This window comes from Lutimonas saemankumensis (assembly GCF_020171465.1).
In the GTDB taxonomy this organism is placed as follows: domain Bacteria; phylum Bacteroidota; class Bacteroidia; order Flavobacteriales; family Flavobacteriaceae; genus Lutimonas; species Lutimonas saemankumensis.
The window spans coordinates 962,184-981,299 of record NZ_JAIUZR010000003.1 but is presented as its reverse complement, the minus strand read 5'-3'; the positions used below and the strand labels follow the sequence as shown (position 1 = coordinate 981,299).

The 19,116-nt window shown below is 37.7% G+C and carries 15 protein-coding genes; 11 read left to right on the top strand and 4 right to left on the bottom strand.

What is annotated here, in order from left to right:
- Positions 1 to 234: 234 nt before the first annotated feature.
- The 3 genes from LCM02_RS05810 to porX all read right to left on the bottom strand — a co-directional run bounded on the left by LCM02_RS05810 (position 235) and on the right by porX (position 4,009).
- A complete protein-coding gene (locus LCM02_RS05810) occupies positions 235 to 1,185 on the bottom strand; it encodes a D-2-hydroxyacid dehydrogenase (protein WP_224927379.1) in 951 nt (316 codons plus the stop codon).
- A gap of 21 nt (positions 1,186 to 1,206) precedes the next feature.
- Complete coding sequence (gene serC, locus LCM02_RS05805; RefSeq protein ID WP_224927378.1) at positions 1,207 to 2,265, bottom strand: 3-phosphoserine/phosphohydroxythreonine transaminase; 1,059 nt, start codon at positions 2,263 to 2,265, stop codon at positions 1,207 to 1,209.
- Positions 2,266 to 2,461: 196 nt separating this feature from the next.
- On the bottom strand, positions 2,462 to 4,009 hold the full coding sequence (gene porX / locus LCM02_RS05800; RefSeq protein ID WP_224927377.1) for a T9SS response regulator signal transducer PorX: 1,548 nt from the start codon (positions 4,007 to 4,009) through the stop codon (positions 2,462 to 2,464).
- Positions 4,010 to 4,120: 111 nt separating this feature from the next.
- On the opposite strand from porX, the gene LCM02_RS05795 reads away from it, so the two are divergent.
- The 11 genes from LCM02_RS05795 to LCM02_RS05745 all read left to right on the top strand — a co-directional run bounded on the left by LCM02_RS05795 (position 4,121) and on the right by LCM02_RS05745 (position 18,092).
- A complete protein-coding gene (locus tag LCM02_RS05795) occupies positions 4,121 to 5,341 on the top strand; it encodes an HD domain-containing protein (protein WP_262902488.1) in 1,221 nt (406 codons plus the stop codon).
- Between the two features lie 64 nt (positions 5,342 to 5,405).
- Entirely contained in the window at positions 5,406 to 6,443 is a 1,038-nt protein-coding gene (lpxD, locus tag LCM02_RS05790) for a UDP-3-O-(3-hydroxymyristoyl)glucosamine N-acyltransferase (protein ID WP_224927376.1), read from the top strand.
- Positions 6,440 to 7,837: a bifunctional UDP-3-O-[3-hydroxymyristoyl] N-acetylglucosamine deacetylase/3-hydroxyacyl-ACP dehydratase gene (locus LCM02_RS05785; protein ID WP_224927375.1), complete on the top strand. Its 1,398-nt coding sequence runs from the start codon at positions 6,440 to 6,442 to the stop codon at positions 7,835 to 7,837. Before lpxD ends, LCM02_RS05785 begins: the two co-directional genes overlap by 4 nt.
- Before the next feature lie 15 nt (positions 7,838 to 7,852).
- Positions 7,853 to 8,638: an acyl-ACP--UDP-N-acetylglucosamine O-acyltransferase gene (lpxA, locus tag LCM02_RS05780; RefSeq protein ID WP_224927374.1), complete on the top strand. Its 786-nt coding sequence runs from the start codon at positions 7,853 to 7,855 to the stop codon at positions 8,636 to 8,638.
- A 9-nt stretch (positions 8,639 to 8,647) separates the two neighbouring features.
- A complete protein-coding gene (gene efp, locus LCM02_RS05775) occupies positions 8,648 to 9,214 on the top strand; it encodes an elongation factor P (RefSeq protein ID WP_224927373.1) in 567 nt (188 codons plus the stop codon).
- 4 nt (positions 9,215 to 9,218) lie between these two features.
- A complete protein-coding gene (locus LCM02_RS05770) occupies positions 9,219 to 10,151 on the top strand; it encodes a UDP-3-O-(3-hydroxymyristoyl)glucosamine N-acyltransferase (RefSeq protein ID WP_224927372.1) in 933 nt (310 codons plus the stop codon).
- A 79-nt stretch (positions 10,152 to 10,230) separates the two neighbouring features.
- Complete coding sequence (gene sucD / locus LCM02_RS05765; protein ID WP_224927371.1) at positions 10,231 to 11,103, top strand: succinate--CoA ligase subunit alpha; 873 nt, start codon at positions 10,231 to 10,233, stop codon at positions 11,101 to 11,103.
- 152 nt (positions 11,104 to 11,255) lie between these two features.
- Complete coding sequence (locus LCM02_RS05760) at positions 11,256 to 14,219, top strand: M16 family metallopeptidase (RefSeq protein ID WP_224927370.1); 2,964 nt, start codon at positions 11,256 to 11,258, stop codon at positions 14,217 to 14,219.
- 119 nt (positions 14,220 to 14,338) lie between these two features.
- Positions 14,339 to 15,085, top strand: coding sequence for a 3-oxoacyl-[acyl-carrier-protein] reductase (fabG, locus tag LCM02_RS05755; RefSeq protein ID WP_224927369.1), 747 nt, complete (start codon positions 14,339 to 14,341; stop codon positions 15,083 to 15,085).
- A 126-nt stretch (positions 15,086 to 15,211) separates the two neighbouring features.
- The gene (locus LCM02_RS05750; RefSeq protein WP_224927368.1) at positions 15,212 to 17,224 is read left to right on the top strand and encodes a hypothetical protein; all 2,013 of its coding nucleotides are present in this window, start codon (positions 15,212 to 15,214) and stop codon (positions 17,222 to 17,224) included.
- 40 nt (positions 17,225 to 17,264) lie between these two features.
- Positions 17,265 to 18,092, top strand: a complete 828-nt coding sequence (locus LCM02_RS05745; RefSeq protein ID WP_224927367.1) for a prohibitin family protein — start codon at positions 17,265 to 17,267, stop codon at positions 18,090 to 18,092.
- Positions 18,093 to 18,143: 51 nt separating this feature from the next.
- Here the strand turns inward: LCM02_RS05745 and LCM02_RS05740 are convergent, their stop codons facing one another.
- Positions 18,144 to 19,073, bottom strand: coding sequence for a carboxypeptidase-like regulatory domain-containing protein (locus LCM02_RS05740; protein WP_224927366.1), 930 nt, complete (start codon positions 19,071 to 19,073; stop codon positions 18,144 to 18,146).
- Between the last annotated feature and the right edge of the window lie 43 nt (positions 19,074 to 19,116).

Sequence of the window (19,116 nt, the reverse complement as noted above, 5' to 3'; positions counted from 1 at the left end):
CCACTATTTTTCAGATTCTAATAAGGATGAAATGAAGTTTAGTTTTGAATTCAAAAGTTTTATTTTCTTAGCTAACGAACAATAAAAACAAAGTTTTATCAAAGAAAAACACTCCAAATCATTTTGGAGTGTTTTTAAATCCAATTGGAAAAGGCTATAATGAACCCATTTTTATATCGGAAAGTTATTGTCCTAATATTAAAGTAATTTATATCCGGATTCGTTTAGGCAAAATCAGGATAAAATCTCTATTATCTGAGTCGCTAATTCTTCTCCAATTCTGTCCTGAGCTTCTTTTGTTGCAGCTCCAATATGGGGAGTTAAAGAAATACTTCTGTTCATCAGTAATTTGATTTCGGGTGTTGGTTCATTTTCAAAGACATCCAAAGCCGCGTTTGAAATTTTCCCATCTTCAATGGCTTCGATAAGAGCCTTCTCATCGATAACCCCGCCACGAGCGGCATTTACAATACCCGCCCCGTCTTTCATTATCTTAAATTCTTTTTCTCCAATTACATATTCGTCCTGAGCAGGAACATGAAGAGAAATAAAATCAGCCTGTTGTAAAACGGCTTCTTTATCAATGGTGTCAATCGTGAAATTTACGTGCTGTTTGTCAAAGAAATCAAGTTGGATATTTGCCGCATCGATATAAGGGTCGTATGCAACTACTTTCATTCCAACTCCCAAACCAATTTTTGCAGTAGCTTGTCCAATACGTCCAAATCCAAGAATTCCCAAGGTTTTACCTCTTAATTCAACACCTTTAGCATAAGCCTTTTTCAATTCTTTGAACTTAGAATCTCCTTCAAGAGGCATATTTTGATTTGAATCATGTAAAAACCGAACCATGCCAAACAAATGAGCAAAAACAAGCTCTGCTACAGAATGAGAGGATGCTGCCGGGGTATTAATGACCTTGATCCCTTTGTTGCGCGCATAATCAACATCAATATTATCCATTCCAACTCCTCCGCGACCAATAATCTTTATCGATGGACAACTGTCAATTAATCCTTCACGTACTTTTGTCGCACTTCTTACCAGAAGTACATCTATCTGATTCTCATTTATAAAATCAGCCAATTGCTCCTGCGCAACTGTTTTTAAGATGACTTCGAATCCTGCATTTTCCAAAGCAATGATTCCTGAAGTCGCTATTCCGTCATTTGCTAATACCTTCATAATTTATTTATTTTTTTATTTTTAAAGTGCCTTCATTACATCTACCAGGGCCTGTACACTTTCCAATGGCATCGCATTGTATATACTTGCTCTGTATCCTCCAACAGATCTGTGGCCATTGATTCCACTTATGCCGGCAGCTTTCCATTTTTTGTCAAATTCATCTTTTTTACTTTCATCTGTCAATGTAAAAGTAACATTCATTGTTGATCGATCTTCCTTTTCTGCAACACCCTGGAAAAGTGGATTTGAATCTATTTCTCCATAAAGAAGTTCTGCTTTTTCCTCATTGATTTTTTCAATTCCTTTTATACCTCCAAGATCTTTAAGCCATTGAAGGGTAAGCATTGAAACGTATACAGGAAATACTGATGGTGTATTGAACATACTGTCTTTAGAGATATGTACCTGATAATCCAGCATAGATGGAATTTTACGACCCGTTTTGCCGAGTATGTCATTTTTTACAACCACCAGGGTTGTACCTGCCGGACCCATATTTTTCTGAGCCCCCGCATAAATCAGGTCAAACTGACTAAAGTCGAGTTCACGTGAAAAAATATCCGAACTCATATCACATACAAGGAGCTTATCTGTCTGAGGAAAAGTTTTGAATTGAGTTCCAAAAATCGTGTTGTTACTCGTGCAGTGAACATAAGTGGCATCAGCAGGAATTTCAATATCTTTAGGGATGTAATTGTAGTTTTTATCCTTGGAAGAAGCAATTACATCGATCTCACCTAACAGCTTTGCCTCCTTAATTGATTTCGCACTCCAGGTTCCTGTATCAATATAAGCCGCTTTTCCATCTTCGGGCAGAAGGTTATATGGAGCCATCAAAAACTCAAGACTGGCCCCACCTTGAAGAAACAATGCGGAGTAACCTTTATCTTTTAGGTCTAATAACTCCAGAACGAGATTCCTGGCTGTTTCCATTACTTCAACAAAATCAGCACTTCTGTGAGAGATTTCTATCAGTGAAAGGTCCAGATTGTTGAAGTTCAAAACAGCTTCTGAGGCCTTTTTTAGGACTTCCTGAGGAAGGATACAAGGTCCCGCACTAAAATTATGTTTTTTCATCAATTTCCTGTTTAAATGATTAGTTAAATTTGCTTTTGCAAAATTGATAAAATTCTTTCAAAAACAGACTAATAAATCACTAAAAATTACAGTGCTTTATTACGCATTTATAAATGTAAAGGATCTTAATTATTCAAATCATAATTCAATTATGGTTTGAATTAAGATGAATCAAGTTCAGATTAAAACGAAACTTTTACTTTGGTTCAAAGGTCATACAGGGAATAATCATTTCTTCCAAAGAAATTCCTCCGTGCTGATAGGTGTTCTTGTAATATTTTACGTAGTGGTTGTAATTATTTGGGTAAGCAAAGAAATAATCTTCTTTCGCGAATATAAAGGAGCTACTGATATGAAGAGCAGGAAGAAATATGTCTTTTGGATCCTTCACCTCATAAACCTCTTTTTCATTATAACTTAGACTTTTACCCGTTTTATAACGCAGATTTGAGCTAATATTCTTGTCTCCGACTACTTTTGAAGGCCTTACAGAATTGATTGTTCCATGATCCGTAGTGATGATCAATTTCAATCCCATTTTCTGGGCGTTTTGAATAATCTCCAAAAGTGGAGAATTTTTGAACCAGCTCAGCGTCAGTGATCTGTACGCCTTATCATCGCTGGCCAGTTCTTTGATCATATCCATTTCGGTCCTGGAATGTGACAGCATGTCCACAAAATTATAAACAACTACGGTAAGATCGTTATTTTTAACTTTAGCCAGATTTGAAGCGAGTTCACGACCTTGACTCAAAGAGGTGATTTTATAATACTCGTGATTTAAATCCAGCCCCAGTCTTTTGATCTGTTCCGTCAGGAATTCATTTTCATATAGATTTTTTCCACCTTCGTCTGTATCGTTCTTCCAGTATTGTGGAAATTTCTTTTCCATATCCAGTGGCATTAACCCGGAAAAAATCGCATTACGGGCATATTGAGTGGCTGAAGGTAAAATACTAAAGAAGGATTTTTCTTCTTTCAGCTTGTAATACTCATTAATTATCGGTTCCAGTACCCGGAGCTGATCATAACGAAGATTATCTATAACCACGAGCAAGGTACCCGGATCGTTCTCAAGCTGTGGAACAATTACTTCTTTAAATAAGGTGTGTGACAGTACCGGCCGATCTTCTCCATGAAACCAGTCCCTGTAATTGTTTTTGATAAACTTGTAAAACTGAGAATTGGCCTCTTCTTTCTGGCTTTCAAGAATTTCGGTCATGCCAGGATCCGCTATCGATTCCAGCTGAATTTCCCAGTGGATCAGTTTTTTGTATAATTCTATCCAGTCCTGATAAGTATTGACCATAGCGAGGTCAAGTGATATTTTCCTGAATTCCTGCTGATAACTCGAGGTAGTCTTTTCAGATACCAATCTCGAAGTGTCAAGATTTTTTTTCAAACTCAAAAGAATTTGATTTGGATTAACGGGTTTAATCAGATAATCAGCTATTTTAGATCCAATGGCTTCTTCCATTATATATTCTTCTTCACTCTTCGTGATCATGATAACAGGAAGATTGGGAAGTTTCTCCTTAATTTGAGACAAAGTTTCCAAACCGGACAATCCAGGCATATTTTCATCGAGAAAAACAATGTCAAATTGTTCTTCGCTAACGCTTTCAACGGCATCAGCACCATTGGTACATGGTGTTACTTCATAATTCTTTTTCTCTAAAAATAACATATGGGGTTTTAGAAGTTGGATCTCATCGTCAACCCAAAGTATTTTTCCTGAACTCATTCTAAATCTATTAACTATGATTAATTAAATTAAACCTTTATTTTTGCGCATATTCTTGGACTGCAAGGAACAAAATTAATTCTGAAAAGTACAAAAATCAAAGTTAATATATTGAAAAAAATAAAAATTTTTAATGACCCTATCTATGGTTTTATAACCGTTAGAAGCCCTCTGGTTTTTAAGCTAATCGAACATCCTTATTTTCAGAGGTTGAGAAGGATTTCTCAGATGGGATTATCATATTTGGTTTACCCGGGAGCACATCATACAAGATTTCATCATGTGCTGGGTTGTACTTACCTGATGCAGATGGCCATTGAAACGCTTCGAAGTAAACATATCGAAATCAGTGAAAAGGAGGAGGAAGCTTTAATCGTGGCCATATTGTTGCATGATATGGGACATGGTCCTTTTTCACATGCTCTTGAACATAGTTTTCTTCATAAAATTAGGCACGAAGAAGTTTCCTTGCGCTTTATGGAAGCCTTGAATACAGAATTTAACGGAGAGCTTGACCTGTCTATTGATATTTTTAAAGGTGTTTATCACAGGGTCTTTATGAATCAGCTTGTTTCGAGCCAGTTAGATATGGACAGGCTGGATTATCTGAAAAGAGACAGTTTTTATAGTGGTGTGGCGGAGGGCAATATAAATGTTGAGCGTCTTATAACGATGCTAAATGTGAAGGATGATAAACTTGTTTTGGAATACAAGGGGATCTATTCGGCCGAGAAGTTCATTATGGCAAGACGTTTTATGTACTGGCAGGTGTATCTTCACAAAACCGGTATTGTGGCCGAAAAAGTACTGGTAAAGATTTTGCAAAGAGCGAGAGAGTTGACCTCGCAGGGTACCGAACTGAGGTGTAGCCAAACACTAAAAGTATTTTTGAAAGAAGACATAGACCGGGAAAAATTTGATCAAAGTAAACTTGATATGTTTAGCCGTTTGGATGATTATGATGTCATGTCTGCCTTAAAACTGTGGTCAAATCACGACGATTCGATTCTTTCTTACCTGTGCAATTCAGTGGTGAACAGAAAATTGCCAAAAATCGAAATGAGTAATGAGGCTTTTGCTAAAGAATACATTGAGGATGTTAAATCAAATGTAAGGGGAAAACTCGGAGTGAAAAGGGAAGACCTTGATTATTTTGTTTACGATGGAAGCGTTGAAAACAAGGCTTATAACCCAGAGAAGGAGGCTATAACAATTCTCTATAAAAATGGTGATCAGAGGGATATAGTCGAGGCCTCGGACAGTGAAAGCATATCCGCATTATCCATGACCGTTAGAAAGTATTTTTTGTGCTATCCAAAGAATTTGTTATAATTAACCTGAATAGCTAAAATTTAGTATTTTTGCAATCAGCAACAGGAATTTTAAAACGTATCGATTGAAATTTACAGCCAAACAAATCTCAGAAATCCTCAATGGGGAGGTTTATGGAAACCCAAATGAAGAGGTATCAAAATTATCCAAAATTGAAGAAGGAGAAAAAGGCTCTCTAACATTCTTGTCGAATCCAAAGTATAATTCCTGGCTTTATACCACTGACGCATCTGTTGTTATTATAGATCAAAAATTCCAACCCGAAAAAGAAGTTTCCAGTACGATGATTAGGGTAGAGGACCCTTATATGGCCTTTACTAAACTTCTGGAATTTTACAACAACATTCAATTACATAAATCAGGTGTTGAGGAGCCTTCATTTATACATTCAAGCGCTACATGTGGGGAAGAGATTTATTTAGGGGCGTTCAGCTATATTAGTGAAAATGCGAAAATAGGTAATCACGTTAAAATTTACCCCAATGTTTTCATCGGAGATAATGTAGTTATTGGTGATCATACCACCATTTTTGCCGGTGCCAAAATATATTCTGAAACTGAAATTGGCAATAATTGTACAATTCATTCAGGATGTATTATCGGGAGTGATGGTTTTGGTTTTGCTCCGGATAAAAACGGAGGTTACAATAAAATCCCACAAATCGGGAATGTGATTATAGAAGATTTTGTGGATATTGGATCAGGTACAACCATAGACAGGGCAACTCTGGGTTCAACCATTATCAGATTCGGTGTAAAACTGGACAATCAAATTCATGTGGCACATAATGTGGAAATCGGTGCCCATACGGTTATAGCGGCTCAGACTGGAATCGCGGGTTCCACGAAGATTGGAAGCGAATGTAAGATTGGTGGACAGGTAGGAATCGTTGGGCATATAACCATCGGCAATAAAGTTAGGATTCAGGCACAATCCGGGATAGGTAAGTCGATTCCTGATGGTGAAATCGTACAAGGAAGCCCCGCAATGCCTTATAACGATTTTAATAAATCATATGTACATTTTAGGAATTTACCCAAATTATGTTCGAGATTAGATGATCTGGAAAAAAAAATTGGTGATAATCAGAATAAAAAATGAGTGAAAAGCAAAAGACTATAGGAAATGAGGTTTCCTTGCAAGGAATTGGACTGCATACAGGAAATCAAGTTTCTCTTACTTTTAAACCGGCCGAAGAAAATACCGGCTTTACCTTTGTGAGAACGGATCTGGAAGGCCAGCCCGCTATTGAGGCCTTGGCTTGCTATGTTACCGATACCCAAAGAGGAACCAATATTGAGAAGAATGGGGTCGTGATCAATACCTCAGAACACGTCCTTGCTGCCATTGTAGGGATGGACATTGATAATATTGTCATTGAGATTGATGCTCCTGAGCCTCCGATCATGGACGGGTCTTCTAAATATTTTGTCGAAGTTCTGGAGAAAGCCGGAATCGTTGAGCAGGATGCGGAAAGAGAAATTTACGAAGTAAAAGACATTGTTTCTTTTAAAGATGAAGAAACAGGAAGCGAGATCATGATCATGCCTTCGGACAAGTACGAAATTACCACTATGGTTGATTTCGGAACAAAAATTTTGGGGACTCAAAATGCGAACCTGGAAAGAATGAGTGATTTTAAAAAGGAAATCGCGGATGCCAGAACATTTAGTTTTTTACATGAAATAGAAATGCTTCTTGATAATGATCTCATCAAAGGTGGGGACCTTAATAACGCCATCGTTTATGTGGATAAACCACTGTCAGATGCCACGATGAAGAAATTGAGCAAGGCTTTTAAAAAAGATTCTGTAAAGGTAAAGCCTAATGGGATTCTTGACAATTTAACCCTTCATTGGGCCAATGAAGCCGCAAGACACAAACTTCTTGATGTAATTGGTGACCTTGCCCTGATTGGAACGAAAATTAAAGGAAAAGTTATTGCAACAAAACCGGGCCACAAGATCAATACTCAGTTTGCCCGAAAAATGATGAAGCTTATCAAAATTGAAAAGAGGAATAAAGTACCTCAGTACGATTTGAACAAGCCACCTCTTATGGATATTCATAAGATCATGAAATTGTTGCCGCACAGACCTCCTTTTTTGTTGATTGACCGTATCATTGAACTTTCTGATCATCATGTTGTGGGTATGAAAAATGTCACCATGAACGAATCATTCTTTGTTGGGCATTTCCCTGGTGCACCTGTAATGCCCGGTGTACTGCAGGTAGAAGCCATGGCACAATGTGGAGGAATTCTGGTTTTAAGCACAGTTCCTGATCCTGAGAATTATCTTACATATTTTATGAAAATGAATAATGTCAGGTTTAAGCAAAAAGTTCTTCCGGGAGATACGTTGATTTTCAAAGCTGAGCTTATGGCTCCAATCAGAAGGGGGATTTGTCATATGCAGGCCTATGGTTACGCAAATAACAAGCTGGTTGTAGAAGCAGAATTAATGGCACAAATCGTCAGAAACCCTGATATTTAATCAAATCTAAAATTTATGAATCAACCATTAGCATATATACATCCTGGAGCTAAAATTGCCACTAATGTGGTTATTGAACCTTTTACAACGATCCATAATAATGTGAAAATTGGTTCGGGTACCTGGATTGGTTCAAACGTAACCATCATGGAAGGTGCAAGAATTGGAAAAAATTGCCGAATTTTCCCAGGAGCCGTCATTTCCGCCATTCCTCAGGATCTTAAATTTGAAGGAGAGGACTCTCTTACAGTGATAGGTGACAATGTGACAATCAGAGAATGTGCAACGATCAACAGAGGTACCAAAGCCTATGGTAAAACAGAGATTGGAAATAACTGTTTAATTATGGCAACAGCGCATGTGGCGCATGATTGCATCATTAAAAACAATGTAATTATTGTTAATGGTGTGACGTTGGCGGGACATGTAGAAATTGGAGAATTCGCCATAATAGGGGGGTTAGCAGGAATCCATCAATTCATTCATATCGGGAAACACGCCATGATTTCGGGAGGATCCCTGGTTCGTAAAGACGTTCCTCCTTTTGTTAAGGCGGCTAAGGAACCCTTATCGTATATTGGTATAAATTCTATTGGACTCAGAAGAAGAGGTTTCTCATCAGACAAGATCAATGAAATACAAAATATTTACAGGATCCTGTTTCAGCAAAATAACAATACTACGCAGGCTGCAAGGATTTTGGAAGCAGAATTAGATGCGAGCCCGGAGAGGGATGAGGTATTAACCTTTATCAACAATTCACAAAGAGGTATCATGAAAGGATACACTAGTAATTATTAAAAAACAGAAATGGCAAACACATCAGACATAAAAAAGGGTCTTTGTATCGTATTTAACAATGATACCTATAAAATCATTGAATTTTTGCACGTTAAACCGGGTAAGGGGCCTGCTTTTGTAAGGACAAAACTAAAGAGTTTGACAACGGGTAAAGTGCTTGAAAATACGTTTTCTGCAGGACACAAGATCGAAGAGGTAAGGGTAGAAACAAGAAAATATCAATACCTATATCCGGAAGGAGATACTTATCACTTTATGAATACAGATGATTACAATCAGATTTCACTGGAAAGACAGGCTTTAGATGCGCCTGAACTTTTGAAGGAAGGGGAGATCGTAACAATTATCATCAGGACTTCAGATGAACTTCCCCTGGCCGTAGAAATGCCATCCCATGTTTACCTTGAAGTTACTCATACGGAACCGGGAGTCAAAGGTAATACAGCAACGAATGCGACAAAACCGGCAGTTGTGGAAACCGGTGCAAAAGTAAATGTACCCTTATTTATAAATGAAGGAGATAAGATAAAAATTGATACTGAAAAAGGATCTTACGTTGAAAGAGTGAAAGAATAAAGAGATGAAATTTTCACGAACGTATGAATTAAAGGAAATTGCTGATATATTAAGCATTGATTATATTGGTGATGACGATTTTCCTGTGAAGGGAATGAATGAAATTCACGTGGTAGAACCTGGTGATATTGTTTTTGTGGACCATCCTAAATACTACGAGAAAGCGCTTAATTCAGCTGCCACAATCGTATTAATTAATAAAAAGGTTGATTGTCCTGAAGGTAAAGCTCTGTTGATTTCTGAAGATCCGTTCTCAGATTTCAATAAACTCTCGACTCATTTTAAACCGTTTCAAAGAGCAGCTCAGTCCATTTCAGAATCTGCGATCATCGGTGAAAATTCCATAATTCAACCCAATGTTTTTATAGGTAATCATGTAACCATTGGCGACCATTGTTTGATTCACGCCAATGTTATCATTAATGACAACTGCGTTATTGGGGATCATGTAGTGATCCATTCAGGTACTGTTTTGGGCGCTGATGCTTTTTATTTTCAAAAACGGCCAAAGGGATTTGACAAGCTATATTCCTGCGGAAGAGTGGTCATTGAAGATCATGTGGAAATAGGTGCGGCATGTACCATTGACAGGGGAGTTACCGGAGACACCATTGTAGGTGAAGGGACCAAAATCGATAACCAGGTACAGATTGCCCATGACACCACTATTGGCAGGAAATGTTTGATAGCCTCTCAGGTTGGTATTGCAGGGTGCGTGCGAATTGAAGATGAAGTAACATTATGGGGTCAGGTTGGAGTGATCAGTGATGTTACCATAGGAAAGGGAGCTGTAGTATATGCCCAGTCCGGAGTGGGCAAGGATCTGGATGCAGGAAAGGCTTATTTCGGTTCGCCTGCTGGAGAAGCAAGAGAAAAATACAAAGAAATGGCCTCTCTGAAATCACTGCCAAAATTACTTGAAAATATTAAGAAATAGATGTAATAAGTCAACCTATTGATATACTTTTGTACTAGTATATTTATAAAATATAGATTCACCCAAAAAAATCAATTAAATGAGTGTTTTAGTTAATAAGGATTCTAAAGTAATCGTACAGGGTTTCACAGGAAGTGAAGGTACTTTTCACGCCGGACAGATGATCGAATACGGGACAAATGTAGTTGGAGGGGTAACCCCGGGAAAAGGAGGCCAGACGCATCTGGAGAAACCTGTTTTTAATACTGTTGCTGACGCCGTAAAAGAGGTAGGAGCAGATACTTCAATAATTTTTGTTCCACCGGCATTTGCAAGTGACGCCATTATGGAAGCTGCTGAGGCGGGAATTAAAGTAATAATTTGTATTACCGAAGGAATTCCAACCGCGGATATGGTAAAGGTAAAGGCATACCTGGAAGGCAGAGATTGTACCCTGGTTGGACCAAATTGTCCGGGTGTAATTACTCCGGAAGAAGCTAAGGTTGGTATCATGCCCGGTTTTGTTTTTAAAAAAGGAAAGGTGGGAATCGTTTCCAAGTCAGGAACCTTAACTTATGAAGCAGCCGATCAGGTTGTAAGAAGGGGGCTTGGAATAACAACCGCTATTGGAATTGGAGGAGATCCAATTATCGGAACCACTACGAAAGAAGCGGTTCAGTTGTTAATGAACGATCCGGATACAGAGGTAATCGTTATGATTGGTGAAATTGGTGGCCAATTGGAGGCCGATGCTGCAAGATGGATCAAAGAAACAGGAAACAAAAAACCTGTAGTTGGATTTATTGCGGGTCAGACCGCTCCGGCAGGTAGGACCATGGGGCATGCCGGTGCCATAGTAGGAGGAAAGGATGATACTGCCCAGGCAAAGATGAAAATACTCGCAGAGAATGGAGTTCACGTAGTTGAATCTCCTGCTGAAATAGGTCAGAAAGTAGTGGAAGTTTTGAGTTAAAAAAATTCCAATGAAAAATGTTAAAACCTGTCATTTACGGCAGGTTTTTTTATGCTGTAAAATCAAATGTTAAAATATTCACAATAAAACCGTAAAGAAAATTTTATACTTGAACAATTGATATTTTTGATTTGAATCTAATGTAACTTGAAATGAAAAAAATACAATTTTTATTTTATGCTTTTTTATTGGTAGGAAGTGTCGCATGTAAAAAAACCGACAGCAAAACCGATTATAAAGTACAATCCGAGAAGGACCTCAATGGTTATGTCTATGAAACAGTTTCAAATGATCCAACGGGTTTAAGATTATATACCTTGGATAATGGCCTTAAGGTATATTTAAGTCAGAATAAGGATGAGCCTACCATTCAGACTTTTATTCCAGTTAGAGCCGGTTCCAATTACGATCCAAAAGATAATACTGGATTGGCACATTATCTGGAGCATATGGTCTTCAAGGGAACTGACAAGATTGCAACATTAAACTGGGAAGAAGAAAAGAAGCTGATAGCAGAGATTTCTGATTTGTATGAAAAACATAAAGCCGAACCGGACCTTGCCAAAAAATTGGCCATTTACAGGGAAATAGACAGCATTTCCTATATAGCCTCCGGATATGCCGTGGCAAACGAATATGATAAAATGGTCAGTTTGTTGGGAGCCTCAGGTACGAATGCACATACCTGGTACGAGGAAACTGTGTATAAAAACAAAATTCCTGCAAATGAACTGGAAAAATGGGCATCATTGGAAAGTGAAAGGTTCGGTAAATTGGTCTTGCGTTTATTTCATACCGAATTAGAAGCAGTTTATGAAGAATTCAACAGAGGGCAGGACAATGATGGTAGAAAGGCACACTATGCAAAAATGGAAGCATTGTTTCCCACACATCCCTATGGCCAGCAAACCACGATTGGAACAAGTGAGCACTTAAAAAATCCTTCAATGGTGGCTATTAAGAATTATTTTGACACGTATTATGTTCCAAATAACATGGCTGTTGTTTTAGTAGGTGACATAGATTTTGATAAAACCATAAAGACAATTGATGCCACCTTTGGAAAGTTTGAATTTAAAGAAGTCAAACATCCAGAACTTCCAAAGGAGGAACCTCTTGCTGGAATCGTTTCAAGAGAAGTTTTTGGACCTAACAATGAAAGTGTGACTGTTTCATTTAGAACCGGAGGAATTGGATCTGAAGATCAAAAATATATAACCTTGATCGATATGATTTTGGCCAATAGCAGCGCAGGATTAATGGACCTGAATCTGAATCAAAAACAGTTGGTTCAGTATGCGACTTCATCACCTTTTTTCCAGAATGATTACGGAACTTTGACTTTTAGCGGAACTCCTAAAGCCGGTCAGACATTGGATGAAGTAAAAGATCTGATGTTAAGTCAGGCCGAATTAATCAAATCTGGAGATTTTGAAGACTGGATGATCGAAGCCGTTGTGAATGATTTAAAACTAACTGAAATGCGTGGATATGAAAATTCTACAGCACTGGCATCAATGTATTACAATGCATTTATTCATGATGAGAAATGGAGTGACAAGATCCGGTTCCTTGATGATTTAAAGAAAATAAGCAAGAATGAACTGGTGTCCTTTGCAAATGATTTTTTTAATAATAATTATGTCGTTGTATACAAAAGGCAGGGGGAAGATAAGAATATTGCCAAAGTGGAAAACCCCGGGATTACACCAATTCAGATCAATAGAGGAGCTGAATCAGACTATTTGAAAGAGTTTGTTAAAATTGAATCGACTGATTTACAGCCGGTTTTTGTTGATTATAAAAAGGAAATTCAGGCAGATCGGCTGGAAAGCGGATTGGAAGTTTCCAATATTAAAAATCTGAATAATGATCTTTTCAATCTGAATATCATTTTTGATATGGGTAAGGATAATGATAAAAAACTATCTCTTGCTGTTGGATACCTGGAATTTTTGGGGACTGATCAATACAGTGCTGAGGAATTGAAAAAAGAGTTTTACAAACTCGGAATCAATTACAGCGTCAGTACAGGAAACGATCGTTCTTATGTAGCCATCTCAGGACTTCAGGAAAATCTGGACCCTGGACTTGAATTGCTGGAACATTTGATGGATAACGTTGTTGCTGATCAGGAGGCCTACGATCTTTATGTTGAGAGAATCTTAAAGGCAAGAGAAGATGGAAAAACCCAGAAGGGAAATATATTACAGAATGGCCTGAATAGTTTCGCCCAGTACGGAGAGGACTCAAGATTGAGAAACATTTATACGGCCGAGGAGTTAAAAAATATGGATGTATCAGAGTTAGTAGATATTATTACAGACTTAAATAATTATAAGCATCGAATTTTTTATTACGGAAAGGATGTTCAGGCTGCAAAAACGGCATTGAATAAGCATCATAAGGTTTTGGAATCTTTAAAGGAATACCCTCCGGCCAAGGAGTATAAGCAGCTGGCGACAGGAAAAAACGTGTATTTTGCAGATTTTGATATGGTACAGGCAGAGATGTTCTTTATTGCCAAAGGAGAGCAGTTTGATGCAAAAAAAATGGCACTGGCCACTGTGTTTAATTCGTATTTTGGTCAAGGTTTCTCCTCTGTGGTTCTTCAGGAAATCCGAGAGTCAAAAGGTCTGGCCTATGCCGCTGCTGCGGGTTATTTGCCATCTTCAAAAAAGGAGAATTATGATAGAACATTCGCATATATCGGAACTCAGGCCAATAAAGTTCCGGAAGCTGTTGAAGCCATGCTGAATCTATTGAACAATATGCCCGAAGCAGAGCAACAGTTTATTACGGCAAAGGAATCTGCTTTAAAGCAAATTGCTTCTCAACGAATCACCAAGTCGAATATTTTTTGGAGCTATGAGAACCTTAAAAAAAGAGGTCTGGACTATGATAACAGAGAGGAAATGTATAAGGAAATACAGGAAATGACCATGGCTGATCTGAGTAATTTTTTCGCCTCCAATATCAAAGGTCAGGATTACTCTGTTTCTGTTATTGGAAACAAGAAAGATCTTGATATGCAGGCTTTAAAGAAGTTAGGTAAAGTCCATGAAATGGATATTGATTATTTATTTAATTATCAGGAAACAGAAGTCAAACAATAGATCTCTGATACATTATTTTGAATACCCCGTGTTTTTCCACGGGGTTTTCTTTTTTAGTTTGCTTGTTATTCTCTAACACAAATTAGTATCTTTGATTTGGAAAATTCACAAAATAAATTATGACATTACTAAAAGATAAAACAGCTTTAATCACCGGGGCCTCACGCGGAATAGGCAAGGGGATCGCTGTTGAGTTTGCAAAACAAGGGGCCAATGTAGCCTTTACTTTCAATGCTTCGGTAGAAGCGGCAAAGGAACTTGAAAAGGAACTGGAGTCTTATGGCGTTAAAGCAAAGGGATATCAGTCAAACGCTGCAGATTTTGACGCAGCACAGGAACTGGTAAAGGAAGTCCTCAAAGATTTTGGTAGTTTACAGGTTTTAATAAATAATGCCGGTATCACAAAGGACAATCTTTTGATGCGTATTTCGGAAGAAGACTTCGATAAGGTAATAGAAGTCAATTTGAAATCAGTATTTAATTTGACCAAAGCAGTCATTCGTCCGATGATGAAACAAAGAGAAGGTTCTATTATCAATATGAGCTCTGTTGTTGGTGTTAAAGGAAATGCGGGCCAAACGAATTATGCAGCTTCCAAAGCCGGTATTCTAGGCTTTTCAAAGTCAGTAGCTTTGGAACTAGGATCGAGAAACATAAGATGTAATTCAATTGCTCCTGGTTTTATTGAAACTGAAATGACAGCGAAACTGGATCAGAACACAGTAGATGAGTGGCGAAAGGCTATTCCTTTAAAAAGAGGAGGTTCACCTGAAGATGTTGCAAATGCCTGTGTGTTTTTAGCATCTGACATGTCTTCCTATGTTACGGGTCAGACCCTTAATGTGGACGGTGGAATGCTTACATAAGTGATGAACGCCTAATAGCTCAAAGCAAACCTTTTAACGGTTTGCTTTTTTATTTTATTTATCGTTCAAAATAAAAGTATCTTTACTTAATCAATAGTCAGGGTCTATATTTTCAATAAAAAAACTATGAATTTTACAAGCATCATCTTAAGTGTTCTGGCTCTTATTTTGTCTGCCTTGATAGTTTTTTATCAGTATTTTTTCAGAAATAGAATAAATCGCCAACATTGGGTATTGGCAGCTTTTAGATTTGTTGCCATGTTGGCAGTAATGCTTTTGCTTATTAATCCAACGGTTGAAAAGAAGACCGTTACATTGGTAAAACCAAAGCTTTTTCTCGCTATTGATAATTCGGCGTCAATGAATCGGCCTGAGATTGATCAAGAACTAAAAAGTTTCATCGATGACCTGAATGAAGATGCTGACCTTAACAATCGATTTGAAGTTTCTACTTTTCTTTTTGGAGAAAGGTTGGTCTCAGATTCCTTATGGAATTTCCGGGATGAGCAAACCAATATACACAGGGCGATAACGGATCTTGAAGCACTAAGTGAGGAAGGCAGTGCCTCCATAATAATGATCAGTGACGGAAGACAGAACTATGGTCAAAATTATGCCTACTTAAAGCCTAAGAACCCCATATTTCCAATTATAACAGCTGATACACTTCATATAATCGATTTGAGTATTGAAAGGATTAATGCTAATGCTTATGCAACTTTAGACAATAATTTTCCGGTTGAAATCTTTGTCAATGCAAATTTATCTCAAGAACTCAAATCAAAACTAATTGTGAAAAAAAATGGCGAAGTAGTATTTTCGAAAACAATTGATTTTGATAAGGACAAAAGAAATGAAGTAGTTACCATGCTGTTACCTGCAGATACCGTCGGAATGCAACTGTATACAGCATCAATAGAACCGATAATAAACGAGAAAGTATTGGCAAACAATACTAAGAATTTTGGAGTTGAGATCCTGGATGAGCAGACAAACGTCGCTATAGTTTACGGGCTTTTGCACCCTGATGCAGGCATGATAAAAAGGTCCGTAGAGGCCAATCGGCAAAGAAAAGCAAATCTTTTGAACATTGAAGAAATTGAAAGCCGTAAAAATGAATTTGATCTTTTTATTTTGTATCAGCCGGATGAGAGCTTTAAAAACTTGCTGGGATATATTCAAGAGGAAAACCTAAGTTATATGCTCTTTATTGGTACCCAAACAAACTGGAAGGTCCTGGAAGAATTTCAAAATGGGTTTAGGAAAGAGTATAGCGATCTCACGGAGAATCTGTTTCCTGTATATGAAAGAGATTTCAACGCGTTTTATACTGAAGATATTGGTTTTGGTTCGTTTCCACCCTTAAAAGGCAAAATCGGGGAGATCGTATTGAGTAAGAACAATCAGGTTCTATTATCACAGCGTATCAATGATATCCAAAGTCAGAACCCTCTTCTTATTGCTTCTGATCAGGGTGATCGTAAAAATGTTGTTTTTTTCGGTGAAGATATTTGGAAATGGAGGGCCGAAAGTTTTTCAATTCACGGATCATTTACAGAATTTGACAATTTTTTCAATAGTTTGATTCAATATCTGCAATTATCAGAGAGAAAAAAAGAGTTGGAACTGACATATGATCCTGTTTTTCATGCCAGGCAACCCATATTAATTCAGGCAAAGAAATACGACAGTAATTTAAATTTGGATTTAAATTCCAGTCTGGCTCTAAAACTTGACGATTCGGATGAAGTATTTCCATTTTACTTAAAAAACAGGAGTTATGAAGTCAATATTGGTTCATTGAAACCAGGAACTTATCGGTTTCAGGTTAATGATCTTGATTCTGAAGGCTATAAAAAGGGATCTTTTATTGTGGATAAATTTTCACTGGAAGAAGAAAATATGGCCCCCAATATTAAAGATTTACAACTTTTAGCGGATCATAGTGGTGGAGCAGTGTATTTTATAGATGATTTTGAGAATGTCAAATCTGACTTGATGAATAACAACAAGTTCAGACCATTGGAAAAAGTACGGATCAAAAGGGTTTCTTTGATCGATTGGAGATGGCTTTTAGGTCTAATTGTGCTATCTTTGAGTTTGGAATGGTTTCTTCGAAAATACCGTGGATTGGTATGAAGAAAAACATTTAAATAGAGTTTAATATAAAATTTATAAAATGGCACAACAAGCGCAATTGCAATTTCCAAAAGGAATATTGCCAATAATATTTGTCGGGATTCTCGTCCTGATATTTATTTCAAAATCTACAATCACTATCGAAGCGGGAGAAGCCGGGGTTCTATGGAAAAGGTTTGGAGGTGGAGTAGTAACAGATGAACCACCCTTGGGTGAAGGATTTCACCTTGTGGCTCCCTGGAATACTGTGATTGTTTATGAAATCAGACAGCAGGAGCTTACAGAAAAAATGAAAGTACTTTCATCCAACGGGCTTGATATTCAGCTTGAGGCAACGGCCTGGTATCAGCCAGAATCAGATAATCTTGGTATGCTTCATCAAACAAAAGGGACGAATTATCTTGACAGAGTTTTGAAGCCAGCCATGAGATCTGCAACCAGGAGTGTTGTGGGACGATATACGCCTGAACAGATTTATTCTTCAAAAAGAGATGCTATCCAGGAAGAGATCTTTGATGAAACCAAAAAGATTGTTCAGGATCAGTTCATACAATTGAATGACGTATTGGTAAGAGATGTTACCCTTCCACCTGCTATCAAGGACGCCATCGAAAGAAAGCTTGGGCAGGAGCAGGAATCTCTGGAATATGAATTCAGGTTGGAGAAGGCCCAGAAAGAAGCTGAGAAGCAAAGAATTGAAGCCCAGGGTAAAGCGGATGCAAACAAAATCCTAAGCGCCTCTTTAACTGACAAGATATTACGGGATAAGGGAATTGAAGCCACATTGAAGTTGTCAGAATCTCCAAATACCAAAGTAGTTATCGTTGGAGGTCAGGATGGGCTGCCTCTGATTCTAGGGAACAATTAATTGATAGAAACTCATATTTGAAAAGGAAAGGTCGGTGAAAACCGGCCTTTTTTAGTAACTATCCTTGATATGGATAATATCTTTTTTAACCTGTCCTTTTTGAAGTGCTCTGTAATTCTCATAACATTCCAGCACTGCTTCAATGATCTGAAGGTCACTGGCCTTATTGATAAATCGATTTGAATAGTTGCATTCCGAAAGAAGGTCATTCAATTCTTTTCGACTCATATCAAGATAGTCCATCATGATTTCTCGGCTGTACTTTTGCTCCATCATGTTTCTCATCTGATCCCCTTCCTTCAACTTCCTGAGTCGCTGCATTTCCTTTGGTTTCTTACCAAACTTATTATACCAGAAATCAACAGGGTTAAATATGGCTCCCAATCCCGAATTAAAATTCCTGTTATACGCATTGCCTCTTTCATAGGCCTGAGGCAATCCGTTAATATGAATTCTGCTGTAGGAATCCTGAGGCACATTTTTGGCATCCACAACAAGCACACCGATCAATTTGTGCGATTTTAACGTTACTTCCTGAATGTTCACTACTTTCTCATGAATCGCAATCTCCAGTTCATTTCCCTTTAATAAATCATTGGTGATCTTAAGTTTAATTGATTGAAAACCAATATAAGAGATGAATATGGTATCGTTGACAACGGCAGGGATCTCAAACTGTCCATTTGAGTTAGTTATGGTTCCGTCTACCGAATTTAGGTTTACCACATGCGCGCTTTGAAGAGGTTTTTTGTCCGTGATACTGATAATTCTCCCCTTCAGGGTATATGCGCCTTGATCATCCTTTCCAACAGTATCGTTTACAATCCCTTCAACATTCGTAAATATTCCACTATTGATCGAATCCTGTTTACTGGATACAGATTCAGCGGGCACAGAATCTTTTTCTTTTTCTGTAACCTGCTGAGAAAAAATATTCAGATGAAAGCAAATCAAAAAAAATGTCAACACAATTTTTTGCATGCGCAATGATACTAAATATTGAGTTAATTATTTAATAAAATAA

Bases quoted from the DNA above. Each gene is read 5' to 3' on its own strand.
- LCM02_RS05810 (WP_224927379.1), bottom strand. From the start codon at position 1,185: ATGAAGGTATTAGCAAATGACGGAATAGCGACTTCAGGAATCATTGCT.
- serC (WP_224927378.1), bottom strand. From the start codon at position 2,265: ATGAAAAAACATAATTTTAGTGCGGGACCTTGTATCCTTCCTCAGGAA.
- porX (WP_224927377.1), bottom strand. From the start codon at position 4,009: ATGAGTTCAGGAAAAATACTTTGGGTTGACGATGAGATCCAACTTCTA.
- LCM02_RS05785 (WP_224927375.1), top strand. From the start codon at position 6,440: ATGAGTGAAAAGCAAAAGACTATAGGAAATGAGGTTTCCTTGCAAGGA.
- lpxA (WP_224927374.1), top strand. From the start codon at position 7,853: ATGAATCAACCATTAGCATATATACATCCTGGAGCTAAAATTGCCACT.
- efp (WP_224927373.1), top strand. From the start codon at position 8,648: ATGGCAAACACATCAGACATAAAAAAGGGTCTTTGTATCGTATTTAAC.
- LCM02_RS05770 (WP_224927372.1), top strand. From the start codon at position 9,219: ATGAAATTTTCACGAACGTATGAATTAAAGGAAATTGCTGATATATTA.
- sucD (WP_224927371.1), top strand. From the start codon at position 10,231: ATGAGTGTTTTAGTTAATAAGGATTCTAAAGTAATCGTACAGGGTTTC.
- LCM02_RS05760 (WP_224927370.1), top strand. From the start codon at position 11,256: ATGAAAAAAATACAATTTTTATTTTATGCTTTTTTATTGGTAGGAAGT.
- fabG (WP_224927369.1), top strand. From the start codon at position 14,339: ATGACATTACTAAAAGATAAAACAGCTTTAATCACCGGGGCCTCACGC.
- LCM02_RS05750 (WP_224927368.1), top strand. From the start codon at position 15,212: ATGAATTTTACAAGCATCATCTTAAGTGTTCTGGCTCTTATTTTGTCT.
- LCM02_RS05745 (WP_224927367.1), top strand. From the start codon at position 17,265: ATGGCACAACAAGCGCAATTGCAATTTCCAAAAGGAATATTGCCAATA.
- LCM02_RS05740 (WP_224927366.1), bottom strand. From the start codon at position 19,073: ATGCAAAAAATTGTGTTGACATTTTTTTTGATTTGCTTTCATCTGAAT.